This is a genomic window from Kitasatospora sp. NPDC048715, from assembly GCF_043198905.1.
Classification (GTDB): Bacteria; Actinomycetota; Actinomycetes; order Streptomycetales; family Streptomycetaceae; genus Kitasatospora; species Kitasatospora lactacystinica.
In genome coordinates, this window is record NZ_JBICVH010000010.1 from 201,934 (window position 1) to 228,213 (window position 26,280).

The following is a 26,280-nucleotide window of genomic DNA, read 5'->3' on the forward strand; positions in this document are numbered from 1 at the left end:
GTTTTGCTAGGGCCGTCCGATGTTCGTGTGGGTGGGGTTAAGGTTGTTGGTGCTGGGGGGGGCGGGGGGGGCGGGCCCGGGGGGGGGGGGGCCCCCCCCCGCGCCCCCCCCCCCCCCCGGCCGTACGTCGTGCGCCGGCCCGCCGCGCGGGCCGGTGTGGCGGCGGCCACGTGTGCGGTTCCCCCGGGGCGGCCCGGCCGCCTGCCAAGCTGGACCGCATGACCAACCGCAGAAACCCGCTCGTCGTCGTGGCCGTGCTGATCCTGGCGCTCCTGGCCGGGGCCGGGTACCTCCTCGCCAACCGGGGGAGCAGCCACCCCAAGGCCGCCGCGAGCGCCACCGGGAGTGCCGGCGCGGCCGCCGGCACCGGTGCCACGACGTCCGGGTCCGCGGCGCCCAAGCCCTCGGCCCCCAAGCCGACCCCGCCCGCCGGGGGCGCCGGCAGCACCCCGGCCCCGGCCGGCTCCTGGGTCCCGACCGACCCGGCCATGGCCGACGTCTGCCGCACCAAGCTCCCCGGCCAGGCCCAGGACACCCTCGGTCTGATCGCCAAGGGCGGGCCCTACCCGTACAACCGCGACGGCATCGTCTTCGAGAACCGGGAGAGCCGCCTCCCCAAGAAGACCGGCGGCTACTACCACGAGTACACCGTGGTCACCCCGGGCTCCAACGACCGCGGCACCCGCCGGGTGGTGACCGGCGACTCCGGCGAGCAGTACTGGTCCGCCGACCACTACGCCACCTTCCAGGAGATCGACTCCCGCTGCTGAGTGGGCCCGGCCGGGCCGCCCGCACCGCGCCGTCGGCCCGCCTCACCGCGCGGGCCCGCCTCACCTCGCCCGCCGCCAGGTGATCCGGGGGTGCGGTGCGTGCGGGCCGGTGGTGACCAGGGCCGTCAGCTCGTGGAGCACCGGGGCCGGGTCGCGGCGGAGCTGGGCCGGGGTGGTGCGCACCACCGGGAGGCCGGCGGCGGTGAGGCGGTTGGCGCGGGCCAGGCCCCGTTCGTGCTCGGCCGGGCGCAGGTGCCAGGCGCGGGAGTCGATCTCCAGGGCCACGCAGGCGTGCGGCCAGTAGGCGTCCGGGACGGCGAGGAAGCGGCCGTCCAGGAAGAGCACCGGGTTCCACAGCGGGTCCGGCAGCCCGGCGTGCGCCAGCAGTTCGCGGGCCTCGCCCTCCACCACCGACCGCACCCCGACCGTCAGCTCCTCCACCACCCCGGCCACCTGGGGCAGCCCGAGCGCACCCGGGCGGGACAGCAACTGGTCGAGCAGTTCGCCGAGTTCGCAGTGCCGCCGCTGGACGGCCTCCGCGCACAGCGCCCGGAACCGGCGCTGCCCGGTCTCCCTCGGCGCGAGGTCCGCCAGGGCCCGGGCGACCGTGGTGCTCCACAGTCCGTCGGCGCGCTCGAAGCCGCCCGGCATCGCCCCGGACGCCCGGTGGATCCGGACGAACTCCCGGTCCCCGACCCGTCGTTGGCCGGGGATCAGGATGTCGACCGCGTTCAGGTCGGACGGGTGGCCGGCGCTCGGCAGTCCGGCCTCGGCCAGGACCGCCAGGCCGGTCAGCAGCACCTCCCCGGTCCGTGGTTCGCGCCCCTTCGGCGTCGCGTACGCCAGGGCGGCCCGCAGCCGCTGATGGAACGTCAGTCTTCCGCTCTGCAGGCAGATCACCCGGGGCAGCACCTGCTGCCACGGCCCGCCCGGCCGCAGCCGGTGGGCGATGGTGCCGGAGGGCACCCCGAGCCGGCGCAGCTGCGCGCGGGTGGCGATGTGCTGCTGGTCGGCGCCGAGCAGGGCGACCGGATCGAGGGGATTCGCGCGGGTCATGCCCCGGTGCCTGCCCGCCGGAATCGGAGGTATGCGAAACATCCCCCGTCGGTGGGGCCGGCGGTCACGGGTGTTGACGCGACGGCGGCCGAGCCGCTGAGCTGGATGCCATATGACCATTCCATTCACGCACGCCGGCCCCGCGCTGGACGCGCTCCTCGGCCTCCGCACGGGCGACGCCCTCGGAGCCCAGTTCTTCGTCCCGGAGACCGCCCGGACCCACCTCGCCGCCCGCACCGAACCGCCCGGTTCCTGGCCCTGGACCGACGACACCGAGATGGCCTGCTCGGTCCACGCCGCGCACACCGAGCGCGGCGCGATCGACACCTTCGACCTCACCTACGCCTTCGCCCTGCGCCACGACTTCGACCGCGGCTACGGCCCGGCCGCCAACCGGCTGCTCCGGCTGATCCGCGAGGGCGGCGACGCCCGGCAGCTGGCCGCCGAACTCTTCGACGGCCAGGGCTCCTACGGCAACGGCGCCGCGATGCGGGTCGCCCCGCTGGGGGCGGCGTACGCCGAGGACCCGGCCGCCGTCGTCCGGCCCGCCGCCGACACCGCCCTGATCACCCACACCCATCCGCAGGCCGTGGACGGCGCGATCGCGGTCGCGGTGGCGGCCGCGTACGCGGTGCGGGCCCGCACCCGGCCGATGACACCGGAGCGCTTCCTGGAGTCGGTGGCCGGCCTCACCCCGAACGGTGCGGTCAGGGACGGCCTGGTGGAGGCCCGCGGACTGCTCGCCCGGCCGGACTTCCGGCTCGCCGCGCAGGTGCTCGGCAACGGCAGCCGGACGTCCGCGGCGGACACCGTCCCGTACGCGCTGTGGTGCGCCGCCCGGAACCTGGCCGACTACCGCGCCGCCGTGTGGGACGCGATCGCGGCCGGCGGCGACATGGACACCGTCGCGGCGATCACCGGCGGGGTGGTGGCCGCGCACACCGGCACCGGCGGCATCCCGCGGACCTGGCTGGCCGCCTGCGAGCCGCTGCCCGACTGGGCGTTCCCGGAGCCGGGCGGCGTCCGCGCGGCCGGCGAGCCGCACCTGACGCCGATCGGCCTGCCCCGCCCGCACCCCGTGCCCGACCTGCTCTGGTCGGACGCCGACTGGGAGCGGATCAGGCGCGGCCTGCGGGCCCGGGAGGCGGACGAGCGCTGGGCCTCCGTGGTCTCCGAGGGCGTGCTGCACCTGCACCGCGGCGTGGGTGGCGCGGAGGTCTACCGGGTCCGGGTGGCCCGGGTGCGGGGCGGCTGGCGGCCGGTGGAGGCCCTGGTCGAGGCGCACCCGGGACGCCACCGGGCCTGGGACGACCGCACCACCCTGCCGGCCGTCCTGGGGCGTGTCTGACCATTCGCGTCGGGCCAGGACCCGCGAGCCTCGGCCACGAGCCGTTCCGGGACGGCCTCAGGCGGTGATCATCAGCTGCCCGGCGCCGCTGCCGCCCTGTCTAAGGCACTCCTGGTTGATCGCCGGATCCGGGGCGCTCGGCGAGGTGGCGGCGGCGATCCGCAGCTCGATGATGTCCCGGACGGCCGGCCACTCGTCGTCGAGGATCGAGTAGAACGCGGTGGAGCGCACCACGCCGTCCAGCCCGCGCGAGTGCGCCCGGCGGACGCCCTCGGAGGTCGCGCCGAGCCGTTCGATGGCGGCGCGCGAGCGCAGGTTGCGGGCGTCCGCGCGCAGCGAGATCCGCTGCACGCCCCAGGTCTCGAAGGCGTGGCGCAGCATCAGCAGCTTGGCCTCGGTGTTGATGCCGGTGCCCTGGGCACGCGGTGAGAGCCAGGTGTTGCCGATCTCGGCCGCGTCCGGGACGGCCGTGGCCGGATCGCCGAACGGGACCCCGGGCGCGGGCGGCCACACCATCGGGCCCTGCCAGTAGTCGAGTTCCAGGAACCGGGTGGAGCCGACCACCCGGCCGTCGGCGAGGTTCACCGTCGCGAACGGCAGTGACCGGCCCGCGGCCTGGTCGGCGAGCGCCCGCGCGACGTAGTCGCGGGCGGCCTCCCGGCCGTGCGGGACGGGGGTGAAGGCGTAGGTCGTACGGTCCTCGGCGCCGGCCTCGGCGATGGCCTCGGCATGGTGCGCGGCGAGTGGCTCCAGCCGCACGGTGCGGCCGGTGAGGATGACAGGTACGGGCACGGAACCTTGGTCCTTCATCGGTCGGAGGGTGCCTCCCGCGCCGGGGTACGGCTCGGGGTGCTCTGGGCTGGGTACGCCTGGGCCCGGGTCCGCCGGCCGGGTACCCGCGCACGCCGGAGGTCCGGTCGGACGGGGTGGGGGCGGCGGCCCGGAACGGGCGGCGCGGGGTGCCGGAACGGACACGGATCCTCGGACCGGTCCGGCGGGAAGAGCGACGGGACAGTGTGCGTCCGCGAGATGGCCGAGGAGGGTACGAGAGCGCGAAGGGAAGCAGGCGGCCAGGTGAAGGCAAGATGCGTCGTGGGTGGCTGGCCGAGCACCGGACCGGGACGTGGCCGACGGCGTTACGGACGACGTGGCGACGACGCGACGATGCGAGGCAGCGAGAGGACGATACCCGCCAGAAGGCGGTGCGTCACTTCGCGGCACGCGAATGGCCGCGCGGGCCGTTCGCGTGCCCTGCGGACCGACCCCTCGCAGGGCCCTGACCAGGGAGTCTTCGGCCGGGTGCGATCATGGTCCGGAGCGCTCGTCCGAGGCCGTCGGGCGAGCCCCCCGGGGAGCCGTAGGACGCGCCCCGCGGGGCGCGCGGACGGGAGGTCCGCAGGACGGGGGCCGGGCGCGGGAATTCCGGCGGCGCCCGGCGCGCTGGACAGGACGAGAAGCCGGTCGACCGGGACGAGCAGGGAACGGGGTTGGGTGCGCGGTGCGTGACTTCCAGGCGTTGTACGAGCTGGATCAGCAGGGCGTGGCCGCCGTTGCCGCGGCCAACGAGCAGTTGCGCGACACCGGTGCCGGCCTCGTGCTGCTCCAGCACTTCGAGGGCTTCATGGACGCCGGGGAGGCCGGCGGCCAGGTGGTGGCCCACCTGCTGGAGACGGGCGCGCCGCAGGTGGTGGCCCGCTTCGACCACGACCGTCTGGTGGACTACCGGGCCCGTCGCCCGGCGATGGTCTTCGACCACGACCACTGGACGTCCTACGACCCGCCGGAGATCCTGCTCCAGCTCGTCCACGACGCCGCCGGCGCGCCGTTCCTGCTGCTCACCGGCCCCGAGCCGGACGTCGAGTGGGAGCGCTTCGCGCGTGCCGTCCGCGAGCTGGTGGACCGCTTCGAGGTGCGGCTCTCCATCGACTTCCACGGCATCCCGATGGGCGTGCCGCACACCCGCCCGGTCGGCCTGACGCCGCACGGCAACCGGCTGGACCTCGCCCCGGGCTACCCGCAGTGGTTCGAGCAGGCGCAGGTCCCGGGCAGTGCCCAGGCGCTGGTGGAGTACCGCCTGGGCGAGGCCGGGCACGACGTCCTGGGCTTCGCCGTGCACGTCCCGCACTACGTGGCCCGCTCCGCCTACCCGGCGGCGGCCGTGCAGGTCCTGGAGGCGGTGCAGTCCGCCACCGGGCTGGTGCTGCCCGGCACCGGGCTGCGCGAGCGGGTCCCCGAGGTCTACGCCGACATCGAGGAGCAGCTGGCCCAGGGGGACGGCGAGTTGCGCTCGGCGATCCGCGGCATGGAGGGCCAGTACGACGCCGTGGCGGGCGCGGAGGGCCGGGAGAGCCTGCTGGCCGAGCCGGCGGACCTGCCCTCGGCGGACGAACTGGGGCGGCGCTTCGAGCAGTTCCTGGCCGAGCACGAGCGCGGCGCGGAGTAGCCGGGGCAGCCGGAGCGGGCGGGCGGAACCGGGCGGCCGGACGGGGTCCCAGGGGCGGATTCCGGCCGGATCCGGCTCGTCGCGCGGCGATCGGGCGCGGGTGGGAGTGATCGGCCGCGATCGTTCGTTGGCCCCTGGTGTGCCCGGGGGACGGGCCGCCGTAAGGAGCCGACCGTGACCCGTATCCCCGGGGGGAGACCATGCCGAGGACCGCACGCCCGACCATCGCCCTGACCGTCGGACTGGCCGCAGTACTGCTGGCCGGCTGCACCGACAACGCCGGTACCGACCAGCAGGGGAGCGCCGCCGCGGGCGCGACGCCCGCCCGCGCGCAGGCCGGCGGGAACCCGTCGCCGACCGCCGCCCCGCCGCCGACCGGCCCGTACGTCGCGCTCGGCGACTCGTACACGGCCGGGATGAAGCTCCCGCCGCAGGTCGGCGAGCCGGGCGCCTGCTACCGCTCCGGGGCCAACTACCCGTCCCTGGTGGCGAAGGAGCTCTCGCTCGCCGCCGGGCAGTTCAAGGACGTCAGCTGCAGCGGCGCCCGCACCGGGGACCTGACCGGTCCGCAGAAGGTCGCGGACGGCACCAACCCGGCCCAGCTGGACGCGCTGACCGCGGACACCCGGCTGGTCACCCTGGGGATCGGCGGCAACGACGCCGGCTTCATGGAGGTCGTGACCGAGTGCGCCAAGGCCAACCTGGTGGACATCGTCAAGGGCGTGATCACCGACAGTGCCGACCGGATCAGCGAGTCGCCCTGCCGGGACCACTACGCGGCCGGCAGCGGCACCGACGACGTCCAGCGCAAGGTGGAGGCGGCCGGCGACCGGATCGGCCAGGTGCTCCAGGACGTCAAGAAGCGCTCCCCGAAGGCCAGGGTGTACGTGATCGGGTACCCGGGGCTGCTCCCGGCCGACCCGGCGAGCTGCCTGCCGGTGCTCGGCAACGCCGTGGCCGCCTCCGACCTGGGCTTCCTGGTGGAGAAGCAGCAGCAGCTGAACGGCATGCTCAAGAAGCGCGCGGAGGCCGCCGGAGCGGTGTTCGTGGACCTCGCCGGGCCCTCGGCCGGGCACGACATGTGCGCGGGGGAGGACAAGCGCTGGGTGGAGCCGCCCCTGCCGGCCCAGGGGCTGGTGCCGATCCACCCCAACGCCAAGGGGCAGGAGGCGGTGTCCGGCGTGGTCCTGAAGGCGATCAGGGGCTGAGGCCGCCCGGGCCGGGGGAGGTTCGGGACGCAGGGACGCAGGGCGTAGGGGCGTAGACGCAGGGACGCAGACGCGGGGGCGCAGGGGGCGCGCGGGGCTGCGCCGTCCGGGTGGGGTCGACTCGCCGGGGCGGGCACCCGCGCGCCGCGCACCGTTCACGCCCCGGCCCGCGCTCCTTCGCGCGCGGCACACCCCGCGTGTCGGGGGCCCGGCGTACGGTGAAGGGCATATGGACGACACCACGCACCGCCTCGCCGCCCCGATCCCGTACGACCACGCTGCCGAGGCCCGCTGGGTCCCCGAACCCGACAAGCGCCCGGGCCGTACGGCCTTCCAGCGCGACCGTGCCCGGGTGCTGCACTCGGCCGCGCTGCGCCGGCTGGCCGGCACCACCCAGGTGGTCGCCCCGATGCGCAGCGACTTCCCGCGCACCCGGCTCACCCACTCCCTCGAATGCGCCCAGGTCGGGCGGGAGTTGGGGGCCGCCCTGGGCTGCGACCCGGACCTCGTGGAGACCGGTTGCCTGGCCCACGACATCGGCCACCCGCCGTTCGGCCACACCGGCGAGGAGGCCCTCGACCAGGCCGCCGAGGCCTGCGGCGGCTTCGAGGGCAACGCCCAGTCGCTGCGCATCCTGACCCGGCTCGAACCCAAGCGCTTCGCGCCCCAGGAGGAGCAGCCCGCCACCCGGCTCGCCCCCTGGCCGGGCCGCAGCGTCGGCCTCAACCTGAGCCGGGCCGCCCTCGACGCCGCCACCAAGTACCCGTGGACCAAGGGCGCCCACCCCACCGACCCGGCCTCGCCCAAGTACGGCGTCTACGCCGACGACCTGCCGGTCTTCCGCTGGCTGCGGGCCGGCTCCCCGACCGGGCGCAAGTGCTTCGAGGCCACCGTGATGGACTGGTCCGACGACGTGGCCTACTCCACCCACGACGTCGAGGACGGCCTCCAGGCCGGCCACATCGACCCGGCCGCCCTGCGCGCCCCCGGTGAGCGCGCCGAGCTCTTCAAGGTCGCCGAGCGCTACGCCCGGGACGCCGAGCCCCAGGAGCTGTCCGACGCCCTGGACCGGCTGCTCGCCCAGGAGTGGTGGCCCCGCTCCTACGACGGCACCGCCCGCGCCCGGGGCGGGCTCAAGGACCTCACCAGCCAGCTGATCGGCCGCTTCTGCCTGGCCGCCGAGCAGGCCACCCGCGCCCGCTACGGCCCCGGCCGGCTCACCCGCTACACCGCCGAGCTGGTGGTGCCGAGGGACGTCCGGCTGGAGTGCGCGGTGCTCAAGGCGGTCGCCGTCCGCTACGTCATGCAGCGCGACGAGCAGGCCCAGCTGCGGGCCCGCCAGCGGATCGTGATCGCCGAGCTGGCGTACGTCCTCACCCAGCGCGCCCCCGAGGGGCTGGACCCGGTGTTCGCCGCCATGTACCGCGAGGCCGAGGACGACCGCGCCGCCCTGCGCACGGTCATCGACCAGATCGCCACCCTCACGGACGCCTCGGCCCTGGCCCTGCACGCCAAGCTGGTCGGCGCCGCCTGGGCGTAGCCGCCCGGAGGCGGCCGCCACGGATCGAATGCCCGGCCGTCCCAGTAGACTTCCGGGGTGGCCGGGCGGATCAGGGACGAAGACGTGCAGGCGGTGCGCAGCGCACTGCCGATCGACGCGGTGGTCGGCGACTACGTACAGCTGACCAACGGTGGCGGTGGCGAGTACAAGGGCGTCTGCCCCTTCCACGACGAGAAGTCCGCCTCCTTCTACGTGAACCCCGCCAAGGGCGTCTTCCACTGCTTCGGCTGCCAGGAGAACGGCGACACCATCGCCTTCCTGATGAAGATCGAGCACTTCACCTTCGCCGAGGCCGTCGAGCGGATGGCCGCCCAGGCCGGCATCACCCTGCGCTACGAGGAGGGCGGCTACAGCCCCCGCCACCAGCAGGGCGAGCGCACCCGGCTGGTCGAGGCGCACAAGGTGGCCGCCGCCTACTACCGGGAGCAGCTGGCCTCGCCGGAGGCGGAGATCGGCCGCCGCTTCCTGGCCGAGCGCGGCTTCGACGAGGAGGCCGCCACGGTCTTCGGCGTCGGCTACGCCCCCGTGGGGTGGGAGCACCTGGTCCGCTACCTGCGCGGCAAGGGCTTCACGGACAAGGAGATCCTGCTGGGCGGCCTCGCCTCGCAGGGCCAGCGCGGCGGCCTGATCGACCGCTTCCGGGGCCGGCTGGTCTGGCCGATCCGGGACATCGCCGGCGAGGTGGTCGGCTTCGGCGCCCGCCGCCTGCGCGAGGACGACAACGGTCCGAAGTACCTCAACACGCCCGAGACCCCGATCTACAAGAAGTCCCACGTGCTGTACGGCATCGACCTGGCGAAGAAGGAGATCGCCAAGTCGGGCCGCGCGGTGGTGGTCGAGGGCTACACCGACGTGATGGCCTGCCACCTGGCCGGGGTCACCTCGGCGGTGGCCACCTGCGGCACCGCCTTCGCCGAGGACCACATCAAGATCATCCGCCGGCTGCTGATGGACACCTCGCAGTACCGGGGCGAGACCGTCTTCACCTTCGACGGCGACGCGGCCGGCCAGAAGGCCGCCCTGCGCGCCTTCGAGGACGACCAGAAGTTCGCCGCCAAGACCTCCATCGCGGTCAGCCCGGGCGGCATGGACCCGTGCGAGCTGCGCCTGGCCCAGGGCGACGAGGCGGTCAAGCACCTGATCGACAACCCGGTCCCGCTCTTCGAGTTCGCGCTGAACTCGGTGGTGGCCCGGCACCGGGTGGACACCCCGGAGGGGCGTTCGGCGGCACTGGAGGAGTCGGCCCCGATCGTCGCCAAGATCAAGGACCGCTCGATCCAGCACGAGTACGCCGTCCGCCTGGCCGGCATGCTCGGCATCCTGGACGAGCAGTTCGTCGTCCGCCGGATCTCCCAGCTGGCCCGCTGGGACCGCGAGCGCCAGCAGAACCCGCGCGGCGCGGCCGCCCAGCGCCGCCCGGAGCAGGCCCAGCCGCAGCGCCCGGCGCAGCCCGCCTTCCGGCTCAACCCGCGCGACCCGGCCCAGTTCGTCGAGCGCGAGCTGCTCAAGCTGGCGCTCCAGCACCCGGACCTGGTCAGTCCGGCCTTCGACCACTACGGCGAGGACGAGTTCCCGACCCCGCCGTACACCGCCGTCCGGCAGGCCATCGCCAAGGCCGGCGGCGCCGCGCACGGGGCGGGCCTGCCCGACTTCACCAGCGCGGTGCGCGAGGCGTCCCCGGACGACCGGGTGCGCTCGCTGGTCACCGAGCTGACCGTCGAGCCGGTGCGCTCGCGCCGCAAGGTGGACGCGATCTACGCGGGGGAGTTCCTGGTCAAGCTGCGCATGCTGGCGGTGGACCGGCGGATCACCGAGGTCCGCGGCTACCTCCAGCGGCTCGGCCCCCGGGCCGAGGCCGAACAGCTGCACGCGGTGCAGACCGAGCTGTGGCAGCTCCAGCAGTACGGGCAGGAGCTGCGCAGCCGGGGTGCGGCCGCTCTCTAGCGTTCGCTCCACAGAAAGTCGGCGCACGAGTCTCGGCCACGGAGCGTGGCGTACCGCACACTGGAGGACGTCCCACCTCCGTACAGCGCGGGTCCGCCAGAGTCGCGCCCGCCCCGAGGGGATGCCCGTGGAGCAAGGCCTCGTCGCAGCGACCACCACCAGTACGGGAACGAAGCCCGCCGGACCGGCCGGACCGGCCGGTCCGCAGGAGACCGGGGAGCAGGAGACCCATCACGGCCGGGCCCGGGCCGCGCCCCCGGACGGTGCCCGGATCCCCGCCCAGGGCCTGCCGGAGGGCCACCCGGACAGCCCGGTCCCCGAGGCCGTCCCCGAGGCCGTCCCCGAGGCCGAGTTCGGGGCCGGGTCCGGGTCCGAGCCCTCGCCCCTGGCGCGGGCCGGGGCCGAGGACCGGCGGGAGCGCCGGGGGCCCGTCGAGGACACCGGCCCGGCCGCCGACCTGCTGCGCCAGTACCTGCGCGAGATCGGCCGGATCCGCCTGCTCACCGCCGCGGAGGAGGTCGAGCTGGCCCGCCGGGTGGAGGCCGGCATCTTCGCCGAGGAGCGGCTGAACGGCGATCCGCCGCCGCCCGACCCGCTGGCCGGCGAGCTGGACTCCCTGGTGGTGCGGGGCCGGATCGCCAAGCGGCGGCTGATCGAGGCCAACCTGCGGCTGGTGGTCTCCGTCGCCAAGCGCTACGTCGGCCGCGGACTGACCCTGCTGGACCTGGTCCAGGAGGGCAACCTGGGACTGATCCGGGCGGTGGAGAAGTTCGACTACACCCGCGGCTTCAAGTTCTCCACGTACGCGACCTGGTGGATCCGGCAGGCGATGAGCCGGGCGCTGGCCGACCAGGCCCGGACGATCCGGGTGCCGGTGCACGTGGTCGAGCTGATCAACCGGGTGGTCCGGGCCAAGCGCGGCCTGCTCCAGGAGCGCGGCCTGGAACCGACGGCGGCCGAGATCGCCGCCGCCCTGGAGCTGACCGAGGAGCGGGTGCGCGAGCTGCTGCGGCTGGCCCAGGAGCCGATCTCGCTGCACACGCCGGTCGGCGAGGAGGAGGACGTCGCGCTCGGGGACCTGATCGAGGACGCCGACGCCGCCTCGCCCGCCGAGTCCGCGACCTTCCTGCTGCTGCGCCAGCACCTGGAGGCGGTCCTGGCCACCCTGGGGGAGCGGGAGCGCCAGGTGGTCCAGCTCCGCTACGGGCTGGACGACGGCCGCCCGCGCACGCTGGAGGAGATCGGCGCGGTGTTCGGTGTGACCCGGGAGCGGATCCGCCAGATCGAGTCGAAGACCCTGGTCAAGCTCCGCGACCACGCCGGCGCGGAGCAGCTGCGCGGCTACCTCGACTAGCGGCCGGTCGTGGTCAGGACGGACCGGCCGACTCGGTCGGAGCGGCGGCCGGTGCTGCCGGCCCGGTCGGTGCCGGCGGGTCGACGGGTGCCGCCGGGTCGGCCGGTGCCGGGTCGGCCGGTGTGGCCGGGGCCGGAGTCGTGGGCGCTCCCGCGCCGGTGCCCGGCGGGGGAGAGGCGGGACCGATCGGGATCGGGGTGGAGGCCACCACCATGGCCAGGTCGGAGACCACCCCGGTGCAGTCGTGGCCGGCCGGCTGGTAGCCGCAGACCTGGAAGGTGACGGTCGGGTCCGCCGCGTTCAGCATCGCCGAGTAGTTGTCGTAGCCCCAGTGGATGAGCGCCGTCTCGGCGTCGCCGGCGCTGTCGCTGATCGTCGCGTAGTCCTTCGGCTCGCCCTCGGTGATGGCCGCCCAGGCCGCCCGGCAGGTCTGGCTGTACCGGAGGTAGACGACCACCTTGCCGATCACCTGGGTCTGCAGGGTCCGGGCGTCCTTGCCGCAGCCGGTGGTCTTCGGGTCCTTGTGCGCGCAGCCGACGGCCTGACAGGCCGGGGCGCCCGGGGCGGGCTTGGCGCTGGGGGAGGTGCCGGCGTCGGCCGTCGCGGCGGGCCGGTCGGCCGCCGAGGCCTGCCCGTCGTGCCGGCTGATCCGCAGGCCCACCAGCACCAGCAGCAGCGCCAGCACGGCCGCGCCGGAGAGCAGCGCCGCCGGACGCCGCCACCAGACGAGGGGGGCGGGCCCGGACTCCTGCCCGGTCACCGGCGCCTCGCCGGCGGCCGGTTCAGGGGCGGTGGTCTCCTCGGGGGCGGGGCTTTCGGCCGCGGGCTCCTCGGGGCCCGGGGGTTCGTCAGCGACGGCCGGCCGCTGCGGGCCCCGGCCGTCGCGCTCCTCGGCGACCGCCGCGCCCGCGCCCGCGTTCGCGCCCACGCCCGCGCCGGAGCCCGTGTCCGGGCCCGTGACCGGCGCCGCGGCCTCCGGCCCCGCCACCGCCCGCCGCCACAGCGCCCGCAGCGCGGCCGCGTCGCAGTCGACCGTCCCGACCAGCGCGTCCAGCGCCTGCTCGGTGACGACCCGTTTGCCGTTGAGCCAGCGCTCCCAGGAGGCCCGGCTGTAGTGGGTCCGGGCGGCCAGTTCGGACAGTGACAGTCCGGCGGTGTCCTTGATGGCCCGGAGCTCCTCCGCCAGGCGTCTGGCGGGCTCGGACAGCTCCTCGGGCAGCTGCTTCCAGGCGGAACCCAACGCGGGCGCTCCAAACTCGAGAAACGGGGACGGGGAACGGGTGAGCGGCAGGTCCCGGCCCGGGCCGTTCGGCGTCTCCGCTTCTCCAACCTGATCGGCCTGGCGTCCCAAACCCCAGGTCATGGCGCTGAGACGGACGGAAGTGTCTCACAACCCCCGGAGACGCTCGAACATTCACGTGGTCATCGTGCAGAGTTCTCTGGCCGGTGCGGTTCACCCGTCGGTGGAACCGTTCGGACGCCGATCGATCACCCGTCGGTCCGCACCCGTTCCCGGCCCCCACCGGACCGGGGCAGCCTCGCGGGGGGAGGCTGCCCCGGCCCGCCGGGATGCTCCGGCGGGGAGGGCGCTTCGCTGCGCCCTCCCCGCCGTGACGTTCTCCCGGGTGTGCGGAGGGTCAGTGGTGGAAGCCCGAGCGGGGCGGCACCCCGAGCTGCTGGAGCGGGACGGGCTGGCGCCGCAGTTCCGGCAGCAGCCGGTCGAGGTCGGCCAGCAGCAGGTCGGCGAGGTCCCGCGAGAAGCCGTTGCGGCAGACCACCCGGAGCACCGACAGGTCCTCCCGGTTGGCCGGGAAGGCGTACGCGGGCACCTGCCAGCCGCGTTCGCGCAGCCGCCGCGAGACGTCGAACACGTCGAACGGGACGTCCCCTTCGGTGGTGAAGGCGAACACCGGCAGCTGGTCGCCCCGGGTCAGCAGCCGGAAGCCGTCCAGCTTCCCGATCCGCCCGGAGAGGTAGGTGGCGACCTCGCGGCAGGCGCCCTGGACGGCCCGGAAGCCCTCCCGGCCGAGCCGCAGGAAGATGTAGTACTGGGCGACCACCTCGGCGCCGGGCCGGGAGAAGTTGAGGGCGAAGGTCGGCATCTCGCCGCCCAGGTAGTTGACCCGGAAGACCAGTTCCTCCGGCAGTGCCTCCTTGTCGCGCCAGAGCGCCCAGCCCACCCCGGGGTACACCAGGCCGTACTTGTGGCCGGAGGTGTTGATCGAGGCGACCCGGGGCAGCCGGAAGTCCCAGGACAGGTCCGGGTCGAGGAAGGGCGCCACCATGCCGCCGGAGGCGCCGTCCACGTGCACCGGGACGTCGACGCCGGTGCGCTCCTGGAGGGCGTCCAGGGCCGCGCAGATCTCCGCGACCGGCTCGTACGAGCCGTCGAAGGTGGAGCCGAGCACGGCGACCACACCGATGGTGTTCTCGTCGCACAGCGCGACCGCCCGCTCGGCGTCCAGGTGGAAGCGGTCGCCCTCCATCGGCGCGGTGCGGGTCTCGACCTCCCAGAAGTTGCAGAACTTCTCCCAGCAGACCTGCACGTTGACGCCCATCACCAGGTTGGGCCGGGCCCCGGCGGCGTAGCGGTCGGGGTTGCGCCGCATCCAGCGGCGCTTGAGCGCCATGCCGGCCAGCATGCAGGCCTCGCTGGAGCCGGTGGTGGAGCAGCCGACGGCGGTGTCCGGGTCGGGGGCGTGCCAGAGGTCGGCGAGGATCGCCACGCAGCGCCGCTCCAGTTCGGCGGTCTGCGGGTACTCGTCCTTGTCGATCATGTTCTTGTCGAGGCACTCGGTCATCAGCCGGGTGGCCTGGGCGTCCATCGAGGTGGTGACGAAGGTCGCCAGGTTGAGCTTCGCGTTGCCGTCCAGCATCAGCTCGTCGTGGATCAGCTGGTAGGTGGTCTCGGCCGCGACCGGGCCCTCGCCGAGCCGGTGCAGCGGCGGGGCCAGTTTCATCGCGCCCAACGGGTCGGCGACGGTCGGGTACGGGCCGATGCTCAGCCGGCGGTCGCCGCCGGCTCCCTTGTGCAGCGCCATGGCGTCCTGCCGCCTTCCGCGTCGGTGGCCGTGTCCCGTTCCACGCTGCCACCGCGCGCCGGGTGCCGCATCCGCACGGCCGTCACCGCCCCCGGGCCGGGGTCAGGCCGCCGCCTCCGGGTGCATCTGGTCGCGGGCGGCCCGGTACTGCTGACGCACCGCCGAGCCGATCGCCAGGTCCTGCTCCCCGTCGGGCTCGACGGTCTCGGCGTCCGGCAGCTCCCACTCCGGCGGCTCCGGGGTGCCCGCCAGCGCCCACGCGGCCTGCCGGGCGGCCCCGCGGGCGGCGTGGGCGCCCGGTGGCGGCACCACGACCGGGACGCCGAACAGCATCGGGGCGACGTGCCGGACGGCGGGCAGCCGCCCGGCCGTGCCGAGCAGGAACACCCGCTTCACCGCGACGCCCCGGGCGCGCAGCACGTCGAGGGCGTCGGCGATGTTGCACAGCATGCCCTCGACGGCGGCCCGGGCCAGGTGCTGAGGGGTCATCGCCTCGGCCCGCAGCCCGGTCAGGGTGCCGGCCGCGTGCGGCAGCGCGGGGGTGCGTTCGCCGTCCAGGTAGGGCAGCAGCACCAGGCCGTAGGCGCCGGGGGAGGAGTGCAGGGCGAGGTCGCTCAGGCCCTCCAGGTCCCGGCCGAGCAGGGCGGCGGTGGAGCGCAGCACCTCGGCGGCGTTGAGGGTGGCGACCATCGGCAGGTGCCGGCCGCTGGCGTCGGCGAAGGAGGAGACCAGGCCGGAGGCGTCCACCACGGCCTCCTCGTGCACCGCGAAGATCGTTCCGGCGCTGCCGAGGGAGACCACCGCGTCGCCCGGGCCGAGGCCCAGGCCCAGCGCGGCGGCCATGTTGTCCCCGGTTCCGGCCGAGATCAGCAGGCCCTCGGGGGTGTGCCCGGCGGGCTCGGCCGGGGGCAGGACGTCGGGCAGCCTGAGCTCGTGGCCGAGCGCCAGCTCGACCAGGTCCTGCCGGTACTCGCCGGTGATCGGCGACCAGTAGCCGGTGCCGGAGGCGTCGCCGCGGTCGGTGGTGCGGCGCTTGGGGTGGCCGAGCAGCTGCCAGACCAGCCAGTCGTGCGGCAGCAGCACCTCGGCGATCCGACGGGCGTTGGCCGGCTCGAACTCGGCCAGCCAGCGCAGCTTGGCGATGGTGTACGTGGGGGCGGGCACGGCGCCGATCGCGGCGGTCCAGGCGGCCGGGCCGCCGAAGGCGTCCAGCAGCTTGGCGGCGGCCCCGCTGGAGCGCGGGTCGTTCCACAGGAGCGCCGGGCGTACCTGTACCCCGCCCGCGTCCAGGCCGATCATCCCGTGCTGCTGGGCGCTGACGCCGATCGCCCGGACGCCCTCCAGCAGGCCGCCGGTCGCGGCGTCGCCGAGCGAGTGCAGCCAGACCTGGGGGTCGGCCTCGCCCGGGCGCAGGTCCTGGTCCTCGGGGACGGGGTGGGGCGCCTTGCCGGAGCGCAGGACGGCGCCGGTGTCGGCGTCGCACGCGACGATCCGGGTGCGGTTGGTCGAGCTGTCTATCCCCGCGACGATGGCCATGCCGAGATCATGCCTCAGCCCGGCCCGGGACGCGTCCGGGCCGGGTGGGACGTTGCGGGTTCGCGACCGCGCGTTGGGGTTCGCTTGGGTCCGGCGTCACCGTCCCGTCACCGACGGGGGGTAGCCGCCGGGCCGTGTGTCGCGCGACACACGGCCCGGGCCAGTGGCGCACGGGGGCCACCGGCGGGGCGGCCGCCGCCCGTCACGGGCGGACGGTGCCCCAGCCGTCGTCCTCCGCCCGGGAGCGGTTGAAGTACGGCACCCGGTCGGTGACGGCGTTCGGCAGCCGGTCGCCGACCCGGTCCGCGACCGCGCCGGCCGCCCTCCCGGCCACCGCCCCGGCCTGCTGCCGGGCCCGGTCGGTCGCGCCCTGGACCGTGGGGTTCCGGGCGACCTGCCGGGTGACCCTGGCGATCTGTTCGTAGCGCCGGCGCCCGGCTCGCGAGCCGAGGACGTAGCCGGCCGCGAAACCCGCGGCCAACGACAGCTTCCACATGGTCGGATCCACCCTCTCCTGGCGGCTTCTGCCGCATTGCCCTACCCGTCCGTCGGGACGGCGAACCGTCCGCGCCCCAGCATCCCCGGCCCCGTCGCCGGGCGCGCGCGGGGCACGCCGGGCGGCAACCCGGGGGCAAGCCGGGAAAGCGATTGGCGGACCACCCCCCCGAGTGCGCTAATGTATGTCCCGCAGCGAGCGCCGAGGAGCCCGGGAGACCGGGGGCCGAGGCGGGAGCCGATCCCCCATAGCTCAATTGGCAGAGCAGCCGACTGTTAATCGGCAGGTTATTGGTTCGAGTCCAATTGGGGGAGCTCGGGAGAAGGTCCTTCGGGTCCTGCTTCCCGTCCGTGGTACGGAAGTCGAGTACCGCGATCCCGCATAGCTCAATTGGCAGAGCAGCCGACTGTTAATCGGCAGGTTATTGGTTCGAGTCCAATTGCGGGAGCTGCACCGGGTCCGCCCGGTGACTGCTCAGAGCGAAGGCCCCTCGGTCGACCGGGGGGCCTTCGTGTTGTCGTCGTCCGGTCCCGCGGCGTGACGTACGCGACACCGCCCGGCTTCCCCCGGATCCGCCCGTGTGCCCGGTTCCGGTCCCGCGGCCGGCTCCCGGGTCCCGCGGTCGCCTTCCGGGTCAGGCGGTCGCCTTCCGGTAGAGGTCGGCGACCCGCTGGTCGAAGGTGACGCTGTACGAGGTGCCGGGGGTTTCCCCGCCCTCCTGGTAGCCGCCGATCACGCCGATCACCGTGCCGTTCGCGGCGACCCACGGGCTGCCGCTGGTGCCGTCGGTGTAGCCGCCGCAGTCGAAGCGCTCCTGGGTGGCGCTCTGCGAGCTGGTCCGGACGGCACAGGTGATCGGCTCGTCGCTCTCGTTCGGGTAGCCGGTGACGGCGACGGACAGTCCGAAGCCCTGGCCGGTGCCGATCGGATTGCCGCCGACCGCGTCCTCGACCTGCCGGCCGTCGACCGTGCCCACCGTGACGAAGGCCACGTCGTACTCGGGGTCGTCGCCGGCCGCCCAGCGCGGGTCGACGGTGATCGCCTGTACCGGCCAAGTCCCGTACGGCGTGGACCCGTTGCGGTAGCCGGGGGTGAACACCAGACCGTCCAGCAGGCCGATCCGGCGGGTCTGCACGCAGTGCGCCGCGGTGACCAGCAGATTGCGCCGGGGGCTCTGCACCACGCTCGCGGTGCAGGCGCGCGGGCCCTGGGCGGTGCGGATGGAGAGGGTGCCGATCCGGTCCCGGGCGGGGCTCTGCTGCGCGACCTCGGCGGTCGGCGCCCCGTCCTGCCCGCCGCACGCGGTGCCGGCGGCCAGCAGCAGGGCGGCCAGCGCGGCCGTTCGTGCCGTGCGCGGGGGCCGCGGCGGGCGGGAGGCCATCGGGGCTCCGTCTCGTTCCTCGGGGCGGGCACCGGGGCCGTGCGTTCCGCCGTTCGTGAGGAAGATCTACCAGGCCGTGCCCGGCGGCGCCACCGCCGCGTGTCGGGTCCGCCGCGGGTCAGCCGGTGGCGCGGTCGTACAGGGCCTGGACGCGGTCGCCGAAGTAACTGCTGTACGAGGTGTCCGGGCTGTTGCCGCCCTCCTGGTAGCCGCCGATCACGCCGACCACGGTGCCGGTCCTGGTGGCCGGGTCGAAGTCGGTGACCCACGGGCTGCCGCTGGTGCCGCCGGTGTAGTCGGGGCAGTCGATCCGCAGCTGGGTGGGGCTCTGCCGGTCGGTGGTGTTGGAGCAGGTGATCGGGACGCCGCTGCTGCTCGGGTAGCCGGTGATCTTCACCGGGAGCCGGTAGCCGCGGTTGACGCCCAGTCGGTTGGCGCCGAGCACCTGCTGGACCTGCCGGCCGTCCTGCGCCTGGACGACCGCGAAGGCGACGTCCATGTCCGGGTCGGCGTGGTCGTTCCAGTCGTCGTCCACGGTGACGGCCAGCAGCGGCCAGACGCCGCTGGGGGTGTCGCCGTCGCGGTAGCCGGGGACGAAGACCAGATCGCCGCGCCGCCCGAGCCGCGGGTCCCAGACGCAGTGGGCGGCGGTGACGACGAGGTTGAGCCCGGCACTGTCGACCACACTGGCGGTGCAGAAGTGGTCGCCGTCGGCGTTGCGGGTGAACACCGCGCCGACCAGGCCGTTGAGCACGGTGGGCTTGGCGGTGCGGGTGACCCCGGTGTGCCGGCCGGCCGCTCCCCTGAGCCGCTGCCGGTTCCAGCCGTGGCTGTCGACGGAGGCGGAGGTGGAGGAGGCGGTGGGAGGTGCCGAGGTGACGGTGGGGGTGCCCCCGCCCGGGCCCGCCGCGGTGGTGCAGCCGGCCGCGGCCAGCACCAGCGCGAGCGTCGCGGCCGCCGCCCCCGTCCCACGAGTCGTCATCCGCCCAGGCTGCACCGAACGGGTGCCCCGCCGCCACCCGGGCTGCGCCGCCCGGGAGGCGCGTACCGTCGCGCACCCAGCTGCGCCCCCGGCGCGCACCACGGGTGATCGACCGGCTATGCTGCCCGGGACGGCCTCGCTGGGGCCGTCTGCTGCTGCCGTGCCGACGACCGGCGCGTGCGGCGAACCGGGGCGGTAGCTCAGCCGGTTAGAGCAGGGGACTCATAATCCCTTGGTCGTGGGTTCGAGTCCCACCCGCCCCACCTTCTCGATGTGCGACGAGTGTCGTACGACCCTTCGCGGGCGGGCCGCCGAGCCGGCGCCCGCCGCCTTCCCACCGCCTGCGACGTCGCAGAGTCTAGGCCGCGGCCACCCCCTTCCCCGTGTGGCGCGCCGGAATTCACCCACCCGTGGGCATCGGCCCGGGCCGTCCCCGACGGTCGTGCGCCGCCGCTCGGCGGCCGTTCCTTCCCCGTTCCCGTCGCCGCTGGGCGGCCGTCCGTTCCCCTGTTCCGGTCGCCGGCCCCTGGCGCGGTGCGGCAAAAAAGTGATATCACTTTGACATCGGATGCGGATGCTCGCAGAAGGAGTCGCTCCCATGACCACACCGCCTTTCGCCGTCGAGGACGGCCCCGCGCTGGACCTCCCGGTCCCCAGGATCACCGAACGGGTCATCACCGGGGCGGCCGGCCTGCCGGTGCTCGGCGGCGCACTGTTCGGCCTGCTCGCCGGGGTCGGCTCGGTCATCGCCGGCGCGGCCCAACTGTCCTCGAAGACCAGCGGGTTGGGCATCGCCCTGGTGATCGTCGGGCCGCTGCTGCTGCTCGGCTCGCTGCTGACGACGTTCGGGCTGACGGTGGTCTCGCCCGGTCAGGCCCGGGTGGTCCAGCTGCTCGGGCGCTACCGGGGCACCATCCGCGCCGAGGGCCTGACCTGGCTGAACCCGTTCACCAACCGCCGGCACATATCGCTGCGGATCCGCAACCACGAGACCGAGACCACCAAGGTCAACGACGCGGACGGCAACCCGATCGAGATCGCCGCCGTGGTGGTCTGGCAGGTCGAGGACACCGCGATGGCGCTCTTCGAGGTGGACGACTACGCCGACTTCGTCGCCATCCAGACCGAGACGGCCGTGCGGCACATCGCCACCAGCTACCCGTACGACGCCCACCACGAGGGCCAGTTGTCGCTGCGCGACGGTGCGGACGAGATCGCCCGCAAGCTCTCCGCCGAGATCTCCGCCCGGGTCGCCGCGGCCGGGGTGCGGGTCGTCGAGTCCCGGATCACCAGGCTCGCGTACGCTCCGGAGGTCGCCCAGGTGATGCTCCAGCGTCAGCAGGCCGGGGCCGTGGTGGCGGCGCGCAGGCTGATCGTCGAGGGCGCCGTCGGTATGGTCGAGGAGGCGCTGGAACGGCTCGCCGAACGCGATGTCGTGGAGCTGGACGAGGAGCGCAAGGCCGCCATGGTGAGCAACCTCCTGGTGGTGCTCTGCGGCGACCGCGGCACCCAGCCCGTCGTGAACACGGGCTCCCTCTACCAGTAAGGCGAGGCCTTGGCGACGGAACGGAAGAAGCTCCTGTTGCGACTGGACCCTTCAGTTCACGACGCGCTCGCCCGATGGGCCGCGGACGACCTGCGCAGCACCAACGCGCAGATCGAGTTCCTGCTCCGCCGCGCCCTCACCGACGCGGGGCGGATGCCCGGCGGCGCGGCCCGGCTTCCCCGGCGCGGACGCCCGCCCAAGGAGGACCCGGAGAGCGGCGGTCCCGGAGGGGACTGACCGCGGCGGCCCGGGCCACCCACAGATCCTCCAGATCCCGGGAGAACGAGATGGACCTGCCTGCCAACCTGCCCGAGAAGCTGTACCTGCTCGCCCACGACCCGCGGCGCGGGCGGACCACCCAGCACTCCTCGCTCAACCTGCTGCTGCAGGCGGCGGCGCTGACCGAGCTGTTGCGCCGGGGCCTGCTGTACGAGGAGGGCCGCAAGGCCGTCGCCCGGGTCCGCGGCGGCGCCGCCGAGGACGGCCTCGACCCGTACAGTGCCGACCTGTTGGGCCGGATCAGGGCCTCCCGGCCGCACAGCTGGAGCTCGTGGGTCGGCCGTGCCAGGAGCACCGGGCGCGACCAGCCGATCCGCCGGGTCCGGGACGGCCTGGCGGAATCCGGCCGGATCACCCTCCGGCCGCACCGGGTGGCCGGCCTGTTCCCGGTGACCCTGGTCACCGTGCACGACCCCGGGGTCCGCAAGGCGCTGGAGGCCCGCGTCACCGGGGCTCTGACGGGCCCGTTCAGCCGGGTCGACCCGGCCGACGCGGCGCTGACCGCCCTGGTGGCGGTGGGGAAGCTCCGTACGGTGCTCGGCTCCAGGGAGCGCCGGGAGCACCGCGGCCGGATCGCGAAGCTGGCCCCGGCGGCCGGCCCGGTCCCGCGCGCGCTCGGTACCGCCCTGGCCTGGCGGACGGCGGGCCACGCGGCGGAGAGCGCGGCCCTGGGCTGACGGACCGTCCACGGGGGTGACGGTCCGTCCGCGGGGCCACGGAGCCCGGCCGCCCGTCCGGCGGCCGGGCTCCCGGCCGTCCGGGCCCGTAAGCTGGCCGGATGCTCGAACCCGCCCTGCTGCCGACCCCGCTGGTGGACTGCGCCGACGAGGCCTTCGCCCGGGCCGGGGTGGAGCTGCGGCTGAAGCGGGACGACCTGCTGCACCCGACCGTCCCCGGCAACAAGTGGCGCAAGCTGGCGCCCAACCTGGCCGCCGCCGTGGAGCAGGGCCACACCCGGCTGCTGACCTTCGGCGGCGCCTACTCGACCCACCTGCGGGCCGTCGCGGCCGCCGCCGGGGCGCTCGGGCTGGAGAGCGTCGGGCTGGTGCGCGGCGAGGAACTGGCCGACCGGCCGCGCAACTGGTCCCTGCGGGCCGCCGAGGCGGCCGGGATGCGGCTGGAGTTCCTGACCCGGGCCGAGTACCGGGAGGCCACCGGTCGGGCCGAGGGGGAGCACAGCACGGACGCGCCGCTCCGTCGCTGGGGCCGCTGCCTGGTGCTCCCGGAGGGCGGCTCCAACGCCCTGGCCGCCGTCGGCGCGGCCGCGATCCCGGCCGAACTGCCCGGTCTCGGCGAGCGCGACGTGGTCTGCTGCCCGGTCGGCACCGGCGGCACCCTGGCCGGTATCGCGGCCGGTCTGCCGGCGGGCGCGCGGGCGCTCGGGGTGGCCGTGCTGCGTGGCGGCGAGGGCTACCTGGAGGCGGAGGTCGCCCGGCTGCACCGGGCCGCCTACGGGCGCGGGTTCGGCAACTGGCGGATCGACCACGGGCACCACGGCGGCGGCTACGGCAGGGTCCCGGCCGAGCTGGCCGACTTCGCCGAGCGCTTCGAGCGCCGCCACGGGATCGCGCTGGAGCGCCGTTACGTCGCCAAGCTGCTCGCCGCGCTGGCGGACCTGGCGGGGGCGGGCGCCTTCCCCCGCGGCACCCGTCTCACCGCCGTCGTCACCGGGTTGCCGGACCCGCAGTAGCGGCCGGTCGGCTCGCGGTCCACGGTCCACGGCCCACGGTCGGCAGTCGGTCGGTCAGCCGAAGGTCAGGTTGGCGCACGGGTCGGTGTCGGCGTTGCGGGTGTTCTCCGCTATGCCGGTGGGGATGCCACCCGGGACGCCGCTCGGGACTCCGCTCGGGGCGGTGCCCGGGACTCCGCTCGGGGTGGTGCCCGGGACGGTGCCGGGGGTGGCTCCCGCCGCGGCACCGGCCGGGGCACCGGGCTCCGGGCTCGGGGCGGTCACCGGGTCGATCCGGGGGCCGGCCGCGCGGAAGTCGGCGCCGAGGGTGACGGTGATCGCCTCCGAGCCGGGCTCCTCGACCGCCCTGGCGCCGGGGAAGAGCGCCACGACCTGGTCGGCGGTGGCCTTCAGCGCGGGGTCGTAGGAGATCTGGGTGGCCTGCTGGCCGGGGGTGTTCTGGCCGAGCGCGACGTTCCGGAAGCCGCGCGCCCTGAGCGTCTCGGCGCCGGAGCCGGCCAGGCCGGGCGTGCCGACCCCGTTGACCACGGTGATCGGCGCCGCGCTCTGCTCCGGGGTGAGCGGAGTGAGCGGGGTGCCGGGGGCGGTGCCCGGGTCGGTGCTGGGGGAGGAGGTCACCTGGCCCGTCCCGGAGGTGCTCTGCCCGTCCAGGGTGCGGTCCTCGCGCAGCAGCTTCCAGAGGGCGTCGGCGTCCGGCTGCACCAGCCGTATTCGGTCGCCGGCGAAGCGCCAGGGCGCGGTGACGAAGGAGACGTCGGAGAGCTTGATGTCCTGGATCGAACGGGCGAAGTCCACCAGCTTCATCGCGGTGCCCAGCCCCTCGTCCACGGTGAGCGACTTGGTGGCCGCGTCGGCCAGCGGCAGCAGGGTGGGCAGTGAGAAGCCCTGGCCCTGGACCTTCTTGATCATCGAGGAGAGGAAGGCCTGCTGACGCTTCATCCGACCGATGTCGGAGTTGTCGCCGATCCCGTGGCGCGTCCGCAGGTAGTCCACCGCGGACTGTCCGGAGAGCTTCTGGAGGCCCTTCTTGAGGTGTATGCCGTACTGGTTGACGTCGTTGGGCACGCAGGCCTCCACCCCGCCCACGGCGTCGGACATCGCGGCCGCGCCCTTGAAGTCGACCACGACGGTGTGGTCGATCCGCAGCCCGGTGAGCTTCTCCACGGTGTTCTGGGTGCAGGCCGGGTTGCCCTTCTCGGCGAGGCCCACGGTGAAGGCGGAGTTGAACATCTGGTCGGTCTTCGGCGTCGTCCAGGTGCCGTTCGGCAGCTTGCAGGACGGGATGGTGACCAGGGTGTCGCGGGGGATCGAGACGCCGACGGCGTGCTTGTGGTCGGCGTAGACGTGCACCAGGATCGCGGTGTCCGAGTGGCCGACGCCCTCGTCGCCGCCGCCCAGCGAGTCGTTGCCCTCGTCGCGGGTGTCCGAGCCGAGCAGCAGCACGTTGACCGGGACGGAGGCGCCCGGGCTGGCCGGGACGGGGGCCGGCGGGCGCTCGGTGGCGACGCCGCCGGAGTCGAAGGTGGTGATGTTGTTGTCCAGCCGGTGGTAGAACCAGGCTCCGGCGCCCACGACCGACAGCACCAGTACGGCGGCCAGGCCGATGGCGGTCCGCAGGTAGCGGCGCCGACGCGTGCTGCTGCTCATCCTCCGTGCCCCCCGTCTTCAGGTCTCTCGCGTTCGATGTTCGAACGTTAGACGTTCCGGGAGGCTTTTCGGTTACCCCCCTGGGGCCTGCGGAAGGCCCCCGGGTGCTGTGATGCTGATCACGCGCCGGGGCCGGAGGCGCCCGCGAGCATCCGCCGGAGCAGGTCGCGCAGCGCCGTCCGCTCGTCCGGGCCGAGCGCGGCCAGTGGCTCGCGGGCGAAGTTCAGCGATTCGCGCAGTTCCTCGGAGGCGGCCGAGCCGGTGCCGGTGGCGGCGACCAGCTTGACCCGGCGGTCGTGCCGGTCGGCCTCACGGGTCACGAAGCCGCGGGATTCGAGCCGGTCGACGATCCCGGTGATGTTGGAGGGCTCGCAGCTGAGCGTCTGGGCGATCTGGCGCATCGGCATCGGGCCGCGCCGCAGCAGCGCGAGCACCTTGGCCTGGGCGCCGGTGAGCGAGCGGGCGGCGGCGGCCTCCTCGTACTCGCGGTGGAACAGTGCGACCAGGTTGGCCATCAGGTCGACGACCTCGCGGGTGATCTCGTCGGGCTGCGGCGCGGCGTCCTGGATCGACTGGGTGTCCATGGTCGACAGTCTACCTGAAAAGTTGACAACGTGAACCTTTCATGCCCATCGTTACTTCAGTTGCTCAACCTTTCAGGTGCCGAAACCGCACCTGAACCACATCTGAACCCGCAGCCGAACCGCAAGGAGCGCCCCCGATGGCAGAGCAGGCCGCCGCCCCCGCGACCGCCCGTGAATGGCACCTCGCCGCCCGCCCGCAGGGCTGGCCGGTGCCGACCGACTTCGCCCTGGTCGAGGCCCCGGTCCGGGCCCCCGGCCCGGGCGAGATCCTGGTCCGCAACGCCTACCTCTCGGTGGACCCGTACATGAGGGGCCGGATGAACGACGTGAAGTCGTACGTCCCGCCGTTCCAGCTGGGCCGGGCCATGGACGGCGGTGCGGTCGGCTACGTCGTCGCCTCCGGGGCCGAGGGCTTCGCCCCGGGCGACGCGGTGCTGCACGGGCTCGGCTGGCGCGAGTACGCGACCCTGGACGCCGGGCGCGCGGTCAAGGTCGACCCGGCCGCCGCCCCGCTCTCCGCCTACCTCGGCGTGCTCGGCATGCCCGGCCTGACCGCCTACGCCGGCCTGCTCGCCGTCGGCGCCCTGAAGGAGGGCGACAAGGTCTTCGTCTCCGGCGCGGCCGGCGCGGTCGGCTCGCTGGTCGGGCAGATCGCCAGGCTCAAGGGCGCCTCGCTGGTGGTCGGTTCGGCCGGCTCGGCGCAGAAGGTGGCCGGGCTGGTGGACGAGTACGGCTTCGACGCGGCCTTCAACTACAAGGACGCCCCGGTCGCCGAGCAGCTCGCCGAGGCCGCCCCGGACGGCATCGACCTCTACTTCGACAACGTCGGCGGCGACCACCTGGAGGCCGCGATCGGCGCGCTGAACGTGCACGGCCGCGCGGTGCTCTGCGGTGCCATCGCCCAGTACAACGACACCGCCGCACCCGCCGCCCCGCGCAACCTCGCGCTCGCCATCGGCAAGCGGCTGCGCCTGGAGGGCATGCTGGTGGGCGACCACGCCGGGCTCCAGCCGCAGTTCGTCGCGGAGGTGGCCGGCTGGCTGAAGTCCGGTGAACTGCGCACCGAGGAGACCGTGGTGGACGGTTTCGAGAACGCCGCCGAGGCCTTCCTCGATCTGCTGCGCGGCGTCAACACCGGCAAGATGGTCGTCCGCCTGGACAGCTGACGCTCCGTCAGGTCGTCGACCGCCCCGCCGCCCGCACCGGGCGGCGGGGCGGTCGGGCATCGGCGGTGCGCGCTCGGGCGCGGGCGTCGCGGCCGCACTACCGCATTCCGGCCGGATCCGAAAGTGCGTCATCCATCCTGTGGCGCCGCGCGGTACGGTGGTCCCGCCGGCGATGGGGCCGTTCGGGGGAGAGATCCGGCCGAGGGGTAGACCTCGTTGAGGATTCGACTAGCATTGAGCGAAAGCCT

22 protein-coding genes and 3 tRNA genes are annotated in these 26,280 nt (G+C 74.7%); 15 read left to right on the forward strand and 10 right to left on the reverse strand.

What is annotated here, in order from left to right:
- The first annotated feature begins 218 nt into the window (after positions 1–218).
- Positions 219–770, forward strand: coding sequence for a ribonuclease (locus ACGFSC_RS20400; protein WP_359902938.1), 552 nt, complete (start codon positions 219–221; stop codon positions 768–770).
- A 60-nt stretch (positions 771–830) separates the two neighbouring features.
- Here ACGFSC_RS20400 and ACGFSC_RS20405 read toward each other — a convergent pair whose 3' ends face one another.
- A complete protein-coding gene (locus ACGFSC_RS20405; protein WP_359902935.1) occupies positions 831–1,826 on the reverse strand; it encodes a hypothetical protein in 996 nt (331 codons plus the stop codon).
- Positions 1,827–1,938: 112 nt separating this feature from the next.
- Here ACGFSC_RS20405 and ACGFSC_RS20410 point away from each other — a divergent pair, with 112 nt between their 5' ends.
- A complete protein-coding gene (locus ACGFSC_RS20410) occupies positions 1,939–3,174 on the forward strand; it encodes an ADP-ribosylglycohydrolase family protein (RefSeq protein WP_359902932.1) in 1,236 nt (411 codons plus the stop codon).
- Positions 3,175–3,231: 57 nt separating this feature from the next.
- On the opposite strand, the gene ACGFSC_RS20415 is transcribed toward ACGFSC_RS20410, so the two are convergent.
- Complete coding sequence (locus ACGFSC_RS20415; RefSeq protein WP_359902930.1) at positions 3,232–3,966, reverse strand: GNAT family protein; 735 nt, start codon at positions 3,964–3,966, stop codon at positions 3,232–3,234.
- Positions 3,967–4,672: 706 nt separating this feature from the next.
- On the opposite strand from ACGFSC_RS20415, the gene ACGFSC_RS20420 reads away from it, so the two are divergent.
- The 5 genes from ACGFSC_RS20420 (at position 4,673) to ACGFSC_RS20440 (ending at position 11,684) form a co-directional block, all read left to right on the forward strand.
- A complete protein-coding gene (locus ACGFSC_RS20420) occupies positions 4,673–5,617 on the forward strand; it encodes a PAC2 family protein (protein WP_359902927.1) in 945 nt (314 codons plus the stop codon).
- Positions 5,618–5,817: 200 nt separating this feature from the next.
- Positions 5,818–6,825: an SGNH/GDSL hydrolase family protein gene (locus tag ACGFSC_RS20425; RefSeq protein ID WP_359902924.1), complete on the forward strand. Its 1,008-nt coding sequence runs from the start codon at positions 5,818–5,820 to the stop codon at positions 6,823–6,825.
- Between the two features lie 229 nt (positions 6,826–7,054).
- Positions 7,055–8,365, forward strand: a complete 1,311-nt coding sequence (locus tag ACGFSC_RS20430) for a deoxyguanosinetriphosphate triphosphohydrolase (RefSeq protein WP_359902922.1) — start codon at positions 7,055–7,057, stop codon at positions 8,363–8,365.
- Between the two features lie 57 nt (positions 8,366–8,422).
- A complete protein-coding gene (gene dnaG / locus ACGFSC_RS20435; protein ID WP_359902919.1) occupies positions 8,423–10,330 on the forward strand; it encodes a DNA primase in 1,908 nt (635 codons plus the stop codon).
- Positions 10,331–10,457: 127 nt separating this feature from the next.
- A complete protein-coding gene (locus ACGFSC_RS20440; RefSeq protein ID WP_359902917.1) occupies positions 10,458–11,684 on the forward strand; it encodes an RNA polymerase sigma factor in 1,227 nt (408 codons plus the stop codon).
- A gap of 13 nt (positions 11,685–11,697) precedes the next feature.
- On the opposite strand, the gene ACGFSC_RS20445 is transcribed toward ACGFSC_RS20440, so the two are convergent.
- The 4 genes from ACGFSC_RS20445 to ACGFSC_RS20460 all read right to left on the reverse strand — a co-directional run bounded on the left by ACGFSC_RS20445 (position 11,698) and on the right by ACGFSC_RS20460 (position 16,769).
- Positions 11,698–12,924: a DUF2690 domain-containing protein gene (locus ACGFSC_RS20445; protein ID WP_359902914.1), complete on the reverse strand. Its 1,227-nt coding sequence runs from the start codon at positions 12,922–12,924 to the stop codon at positions 11,698–11,700.
- Positions 12,925–13,321: 397 nt separating this feature from the next.
- Positions 13,322–14,725, reverse strand: a complete 1,404-nt coding sequence (locus ACGFSC_RS20450; protein WP_359915604.1) for a glutamate decarboxylase — start codon at positions 14,723–14,725, stop codon at positions 13,322–13,324.
- Positions 14,726–14,827: 102 nt separating this feature from the next.
- Positions 14,828–16,261, reverse strand: coding sequence for an FGGY family carbohydrate kinase (locus ACGFSC_RS20455; RefSeq protein WP_359915602.1), 1,434 nt, complete (start codon positions 16,259–16,261; stop codon positions 14,828–14,830).
- A gap of 202 nt (positions 16,262–16,463) precedes the next feature.
- Positions 16,464–16,769 (reverse strand): hypothetical protein, encoded by a 306-nt coding sequence (locus ACGFSC_RS20460; RefSeq protein ID WP_359915244.1) that lies wholly within the window; start codon positions 16,767–16,769, stop codon positions 16,464–16,466.
- Between the two features lie 229 nt (positions 16,770–16,998).
- Between ACGFSC_RS20460 and ACGFSC_RS20465 the strand changes: the two genes are divergently transcribed.
- Positions 16,999–17,071, forward strand: a tRNA-Asn gene (locus tag ACGFSC_RS20465).
- Positions 17,072–17,132: 61 nt separating this feature from the next.
- Positions 17,133–17,205 (forward strand) — tRNA-Asn (locus ACGFSC_RS20470).
- A 186-nt stretch (positions 17,206–17,391) separates the two neighbouring features.
- Here the strand turns inward: ACGFSC_RS20470 and ACGFSC_RS20475 are convergent.
- Positions 17,392–18,138, reverse strand: coding sequence for a trypsin-like peptidase domain-containing protein (locus ACGFSC_RS20475; RefSeq protein WP_359915246.1), 747 nt, complete (start codon positions 18,136–18,138; stop codon positions 17,392–17,394).
- 118 nt (positions 18,139–18,256) lie between these two features.
- The gene (locus ACGFSC_RS20480) at positions 18,257–19,120 is read right to left on the reverse strand and encodes a hypothetical protein (protein WP_359915248.1); all 864 of its coding nucleotides are present in this window, start codon (positions 19,118–19,120) and stop codon (positions 18,257–18,259) included.
- Positions 19,121–19,309: 189 nt separating this feature from the next.
- Between ACGFSC_RS20480 and ACGFSC_RS20485 the strand changes: the two genes are divergently transcribed.
- The 5 genes from ACGFSC_RS20485 (at position 19,310) to ACGFSC_RS20505 (ending at position 22,635) form a co-directional block, all read left to right on the forward strand.
- Positions 19,310–19,383 (forward strand) — tRNA-Ile (locus ACGFSC_RS20485).
- 335 nt (positions 19,384–19,718) lie between these two features.
- Positions 19,719–20,666, forward strand: coding sequence for an SPFH domain-containing protein (locus ACGFSC_RS20490; RefSeq protein WP_359915250.1), 948 nt, complete (start codon positions 19,719–19,721; stop codon positions 20,664–20,666).
- A gap of 9 nt (positions 20,667–20,675) precedes the next feature.
- Positions 20,676–20,903: a hypothetical protein gene (locus ACGFSC_RS20495; protein ID WP_359915252.1), complete on the forward strand. Its 228-nt coding sequence runs from the start codon at positions 20,676–20,678 to the stop codon at positions 20,901–20,903.
- Between the two features lie 50 nt (positions 20,904–20,953).
- Entirely contained in the window at positions 20,954–21,622 is a 669-nt protein-coding gene (locus ACGFSC_RS20500; protein WP_359915254.1) for a GPP34 family phosphoprotein, read from the forward strand.
- 101 nt (positions 21,623–21,723) lie between these two features.
- Entirely contained in the window at positions 21,724–22,635 is a 912-nt protein-coding gene (locus ACGFSC_RS20505; RefSeq protein WP_359915255.1) for a pyridoxal-phosphate dependent enzyme, read from the forward strand.
- A 54-nt stretch (positions 22,636–22,689) separates the two neighbouring features.
- On the opposite strand, the gene ACGFSC_RS20510 is transcribed toward ACGFSC_RS20505, so the two are convergent.
- Positions 22,690–24,282, reverse strand: coding sequence for an LCP family protein (locus ACGFSC_RS20510; protein ID WP_359915257.1), 1,593 nt, complete (start codon positions 24,280–24,282; stop codon positions 22,690–22,692).
- Between the two features lie 119 nt (positions 24,283–24,401).
- On the reverse strand, positions 24,402–24,866 hold the full coding sequence (locus tag ACGFSC_RS20515) for a MarR family transcriptional regulator (RefSeq protein ID WP_359915259.1): 465 nt from the start codon (positions 24,864–24,866) through the stop codon (positions 24,402–24,404).
- Positions 24,867–25,003: 137 nt separating this feature from the next.
- Between ACGFSC_RS20515 and ACGFSC_RS20520 the strand changes: the two genes are divergently transcribed.
- Positions 25,004–26,032, forward strand: a complete 1,029-nt coding sequence (locus ACGFSC_RS20520) for an NADP-dependent oxidoreductase (RefSeq protein WP_359915261.1) — start codon at positions 25,004–25,006, stop codon at positions 26,030–26,032.
- The last annotated feature ends 248 nt before the right edge of the window (positions 26,033–26,280 follow it).

Coding starts and splice junctions, on each gene's coding strand:
- ACGFSC_RS20430 (WP_359902922.1), top strand. CDS start 7,055: ATGGACGACACCACGCACCGCCTCGCCGCCCCGATCCCGTACGACCAC.
- ACGFSC_RS20450 (WP_359915604.1), bottom strand. CDS start 14,725: ATGGCGCTGCACAAGGGAGCCGGCGGCGACCGCCGGCTGAGCATCGGC.
- ACGFSC_RS20405 (WP_359902935.1), bottom strand. CDS start 1,826: ATGACCCGCGCGAATCCCCTCGATCCGGTCGCCCTGCTCGGCGCCGAC.
- ACGFSC_RS20505 (WP_359915255.1), top strand. CDS start 21,724: ATGCTCGAACCCGCCCTGCTGCCGACCCCGCTGGTGGACTGCGCCGAC.
- ACGFSC_RS20500 (WP_359915254.1), top strand. CDS start 20,954: ATGGACCTGCCTGCCAACCTGCCCGAGAAGCTGTACCTGCTCGCCCAC.
- ACGFSC_RS20410 (WP_359902932.1), top strand. CDS start 1,939: ATGACCATTCCATTCACGCACGCCGGCCCCGCGCTGGACGCGCTCCTC.
- ACGFSC_RS20490 (WP_359915250.1), top strand. CDS start 19,719: ATGACCACACCGCCTTTCGCCGTCGAGGACGGCCCCGCGCTGGACCTC.
- ACGFSC_RS20455 (WP_359915602.1), bottom strand. CDS start 16,261: ATGGCCATCGTCGCGGGGATAGACAGCTCGACCAACCGCACCCGGATC.
- ACGFSC_RS20425 (WP_359902924.1), top strand. CDS start 5,818: ATGCCGAGGACCGCACGCCCGACCATCGCCCTGACCGTCGGACTGGCC.
- ACGFSC_RS20520 (WP_359915261.1), top strand. CDS start 25,004: ATGGCAGAGCAGGCCGCCGCCCCCGCGACCGCCCGTGAATGGCACCTC.
- ACGFSC_RS20400 (WP_359902938.1), top strand. CDS start 219: ATGACCAACCGCAGAAACCCGCTCGTCGTCGTGGCCGTGCTGATCCTG.
- ACGFSC_RS20515 (WP_359915259.1), bottom strand. CDS start 24,866: ATGGACACCCAGTCGATCCAGGACGCCGCGCCGCAGCCCGACGAGATC.
- ACGFSC_RS20510 (WP_359915257.1), bottom strand. CDS start 24,282: ATGAGCAGCAGCACGCGTCGGCGCCGCTACCTGCGGACCGCCATCGGC.
- ACGFSC_RS20480 (WP_359915248.1), bottom strand. CDS start 19,120: ATGACGACTCGTGGGACGGGGGCGGCGGCCGCGACGCTCGCGCTGGTG.
- ACGFSC_RS20475 (WP_359915246.1), bottom strand. CDS start 18,138: ATGGCCTCCCGCCCGCCGCGGCCCCCGCGCACGGCACGAACGGCCGCG.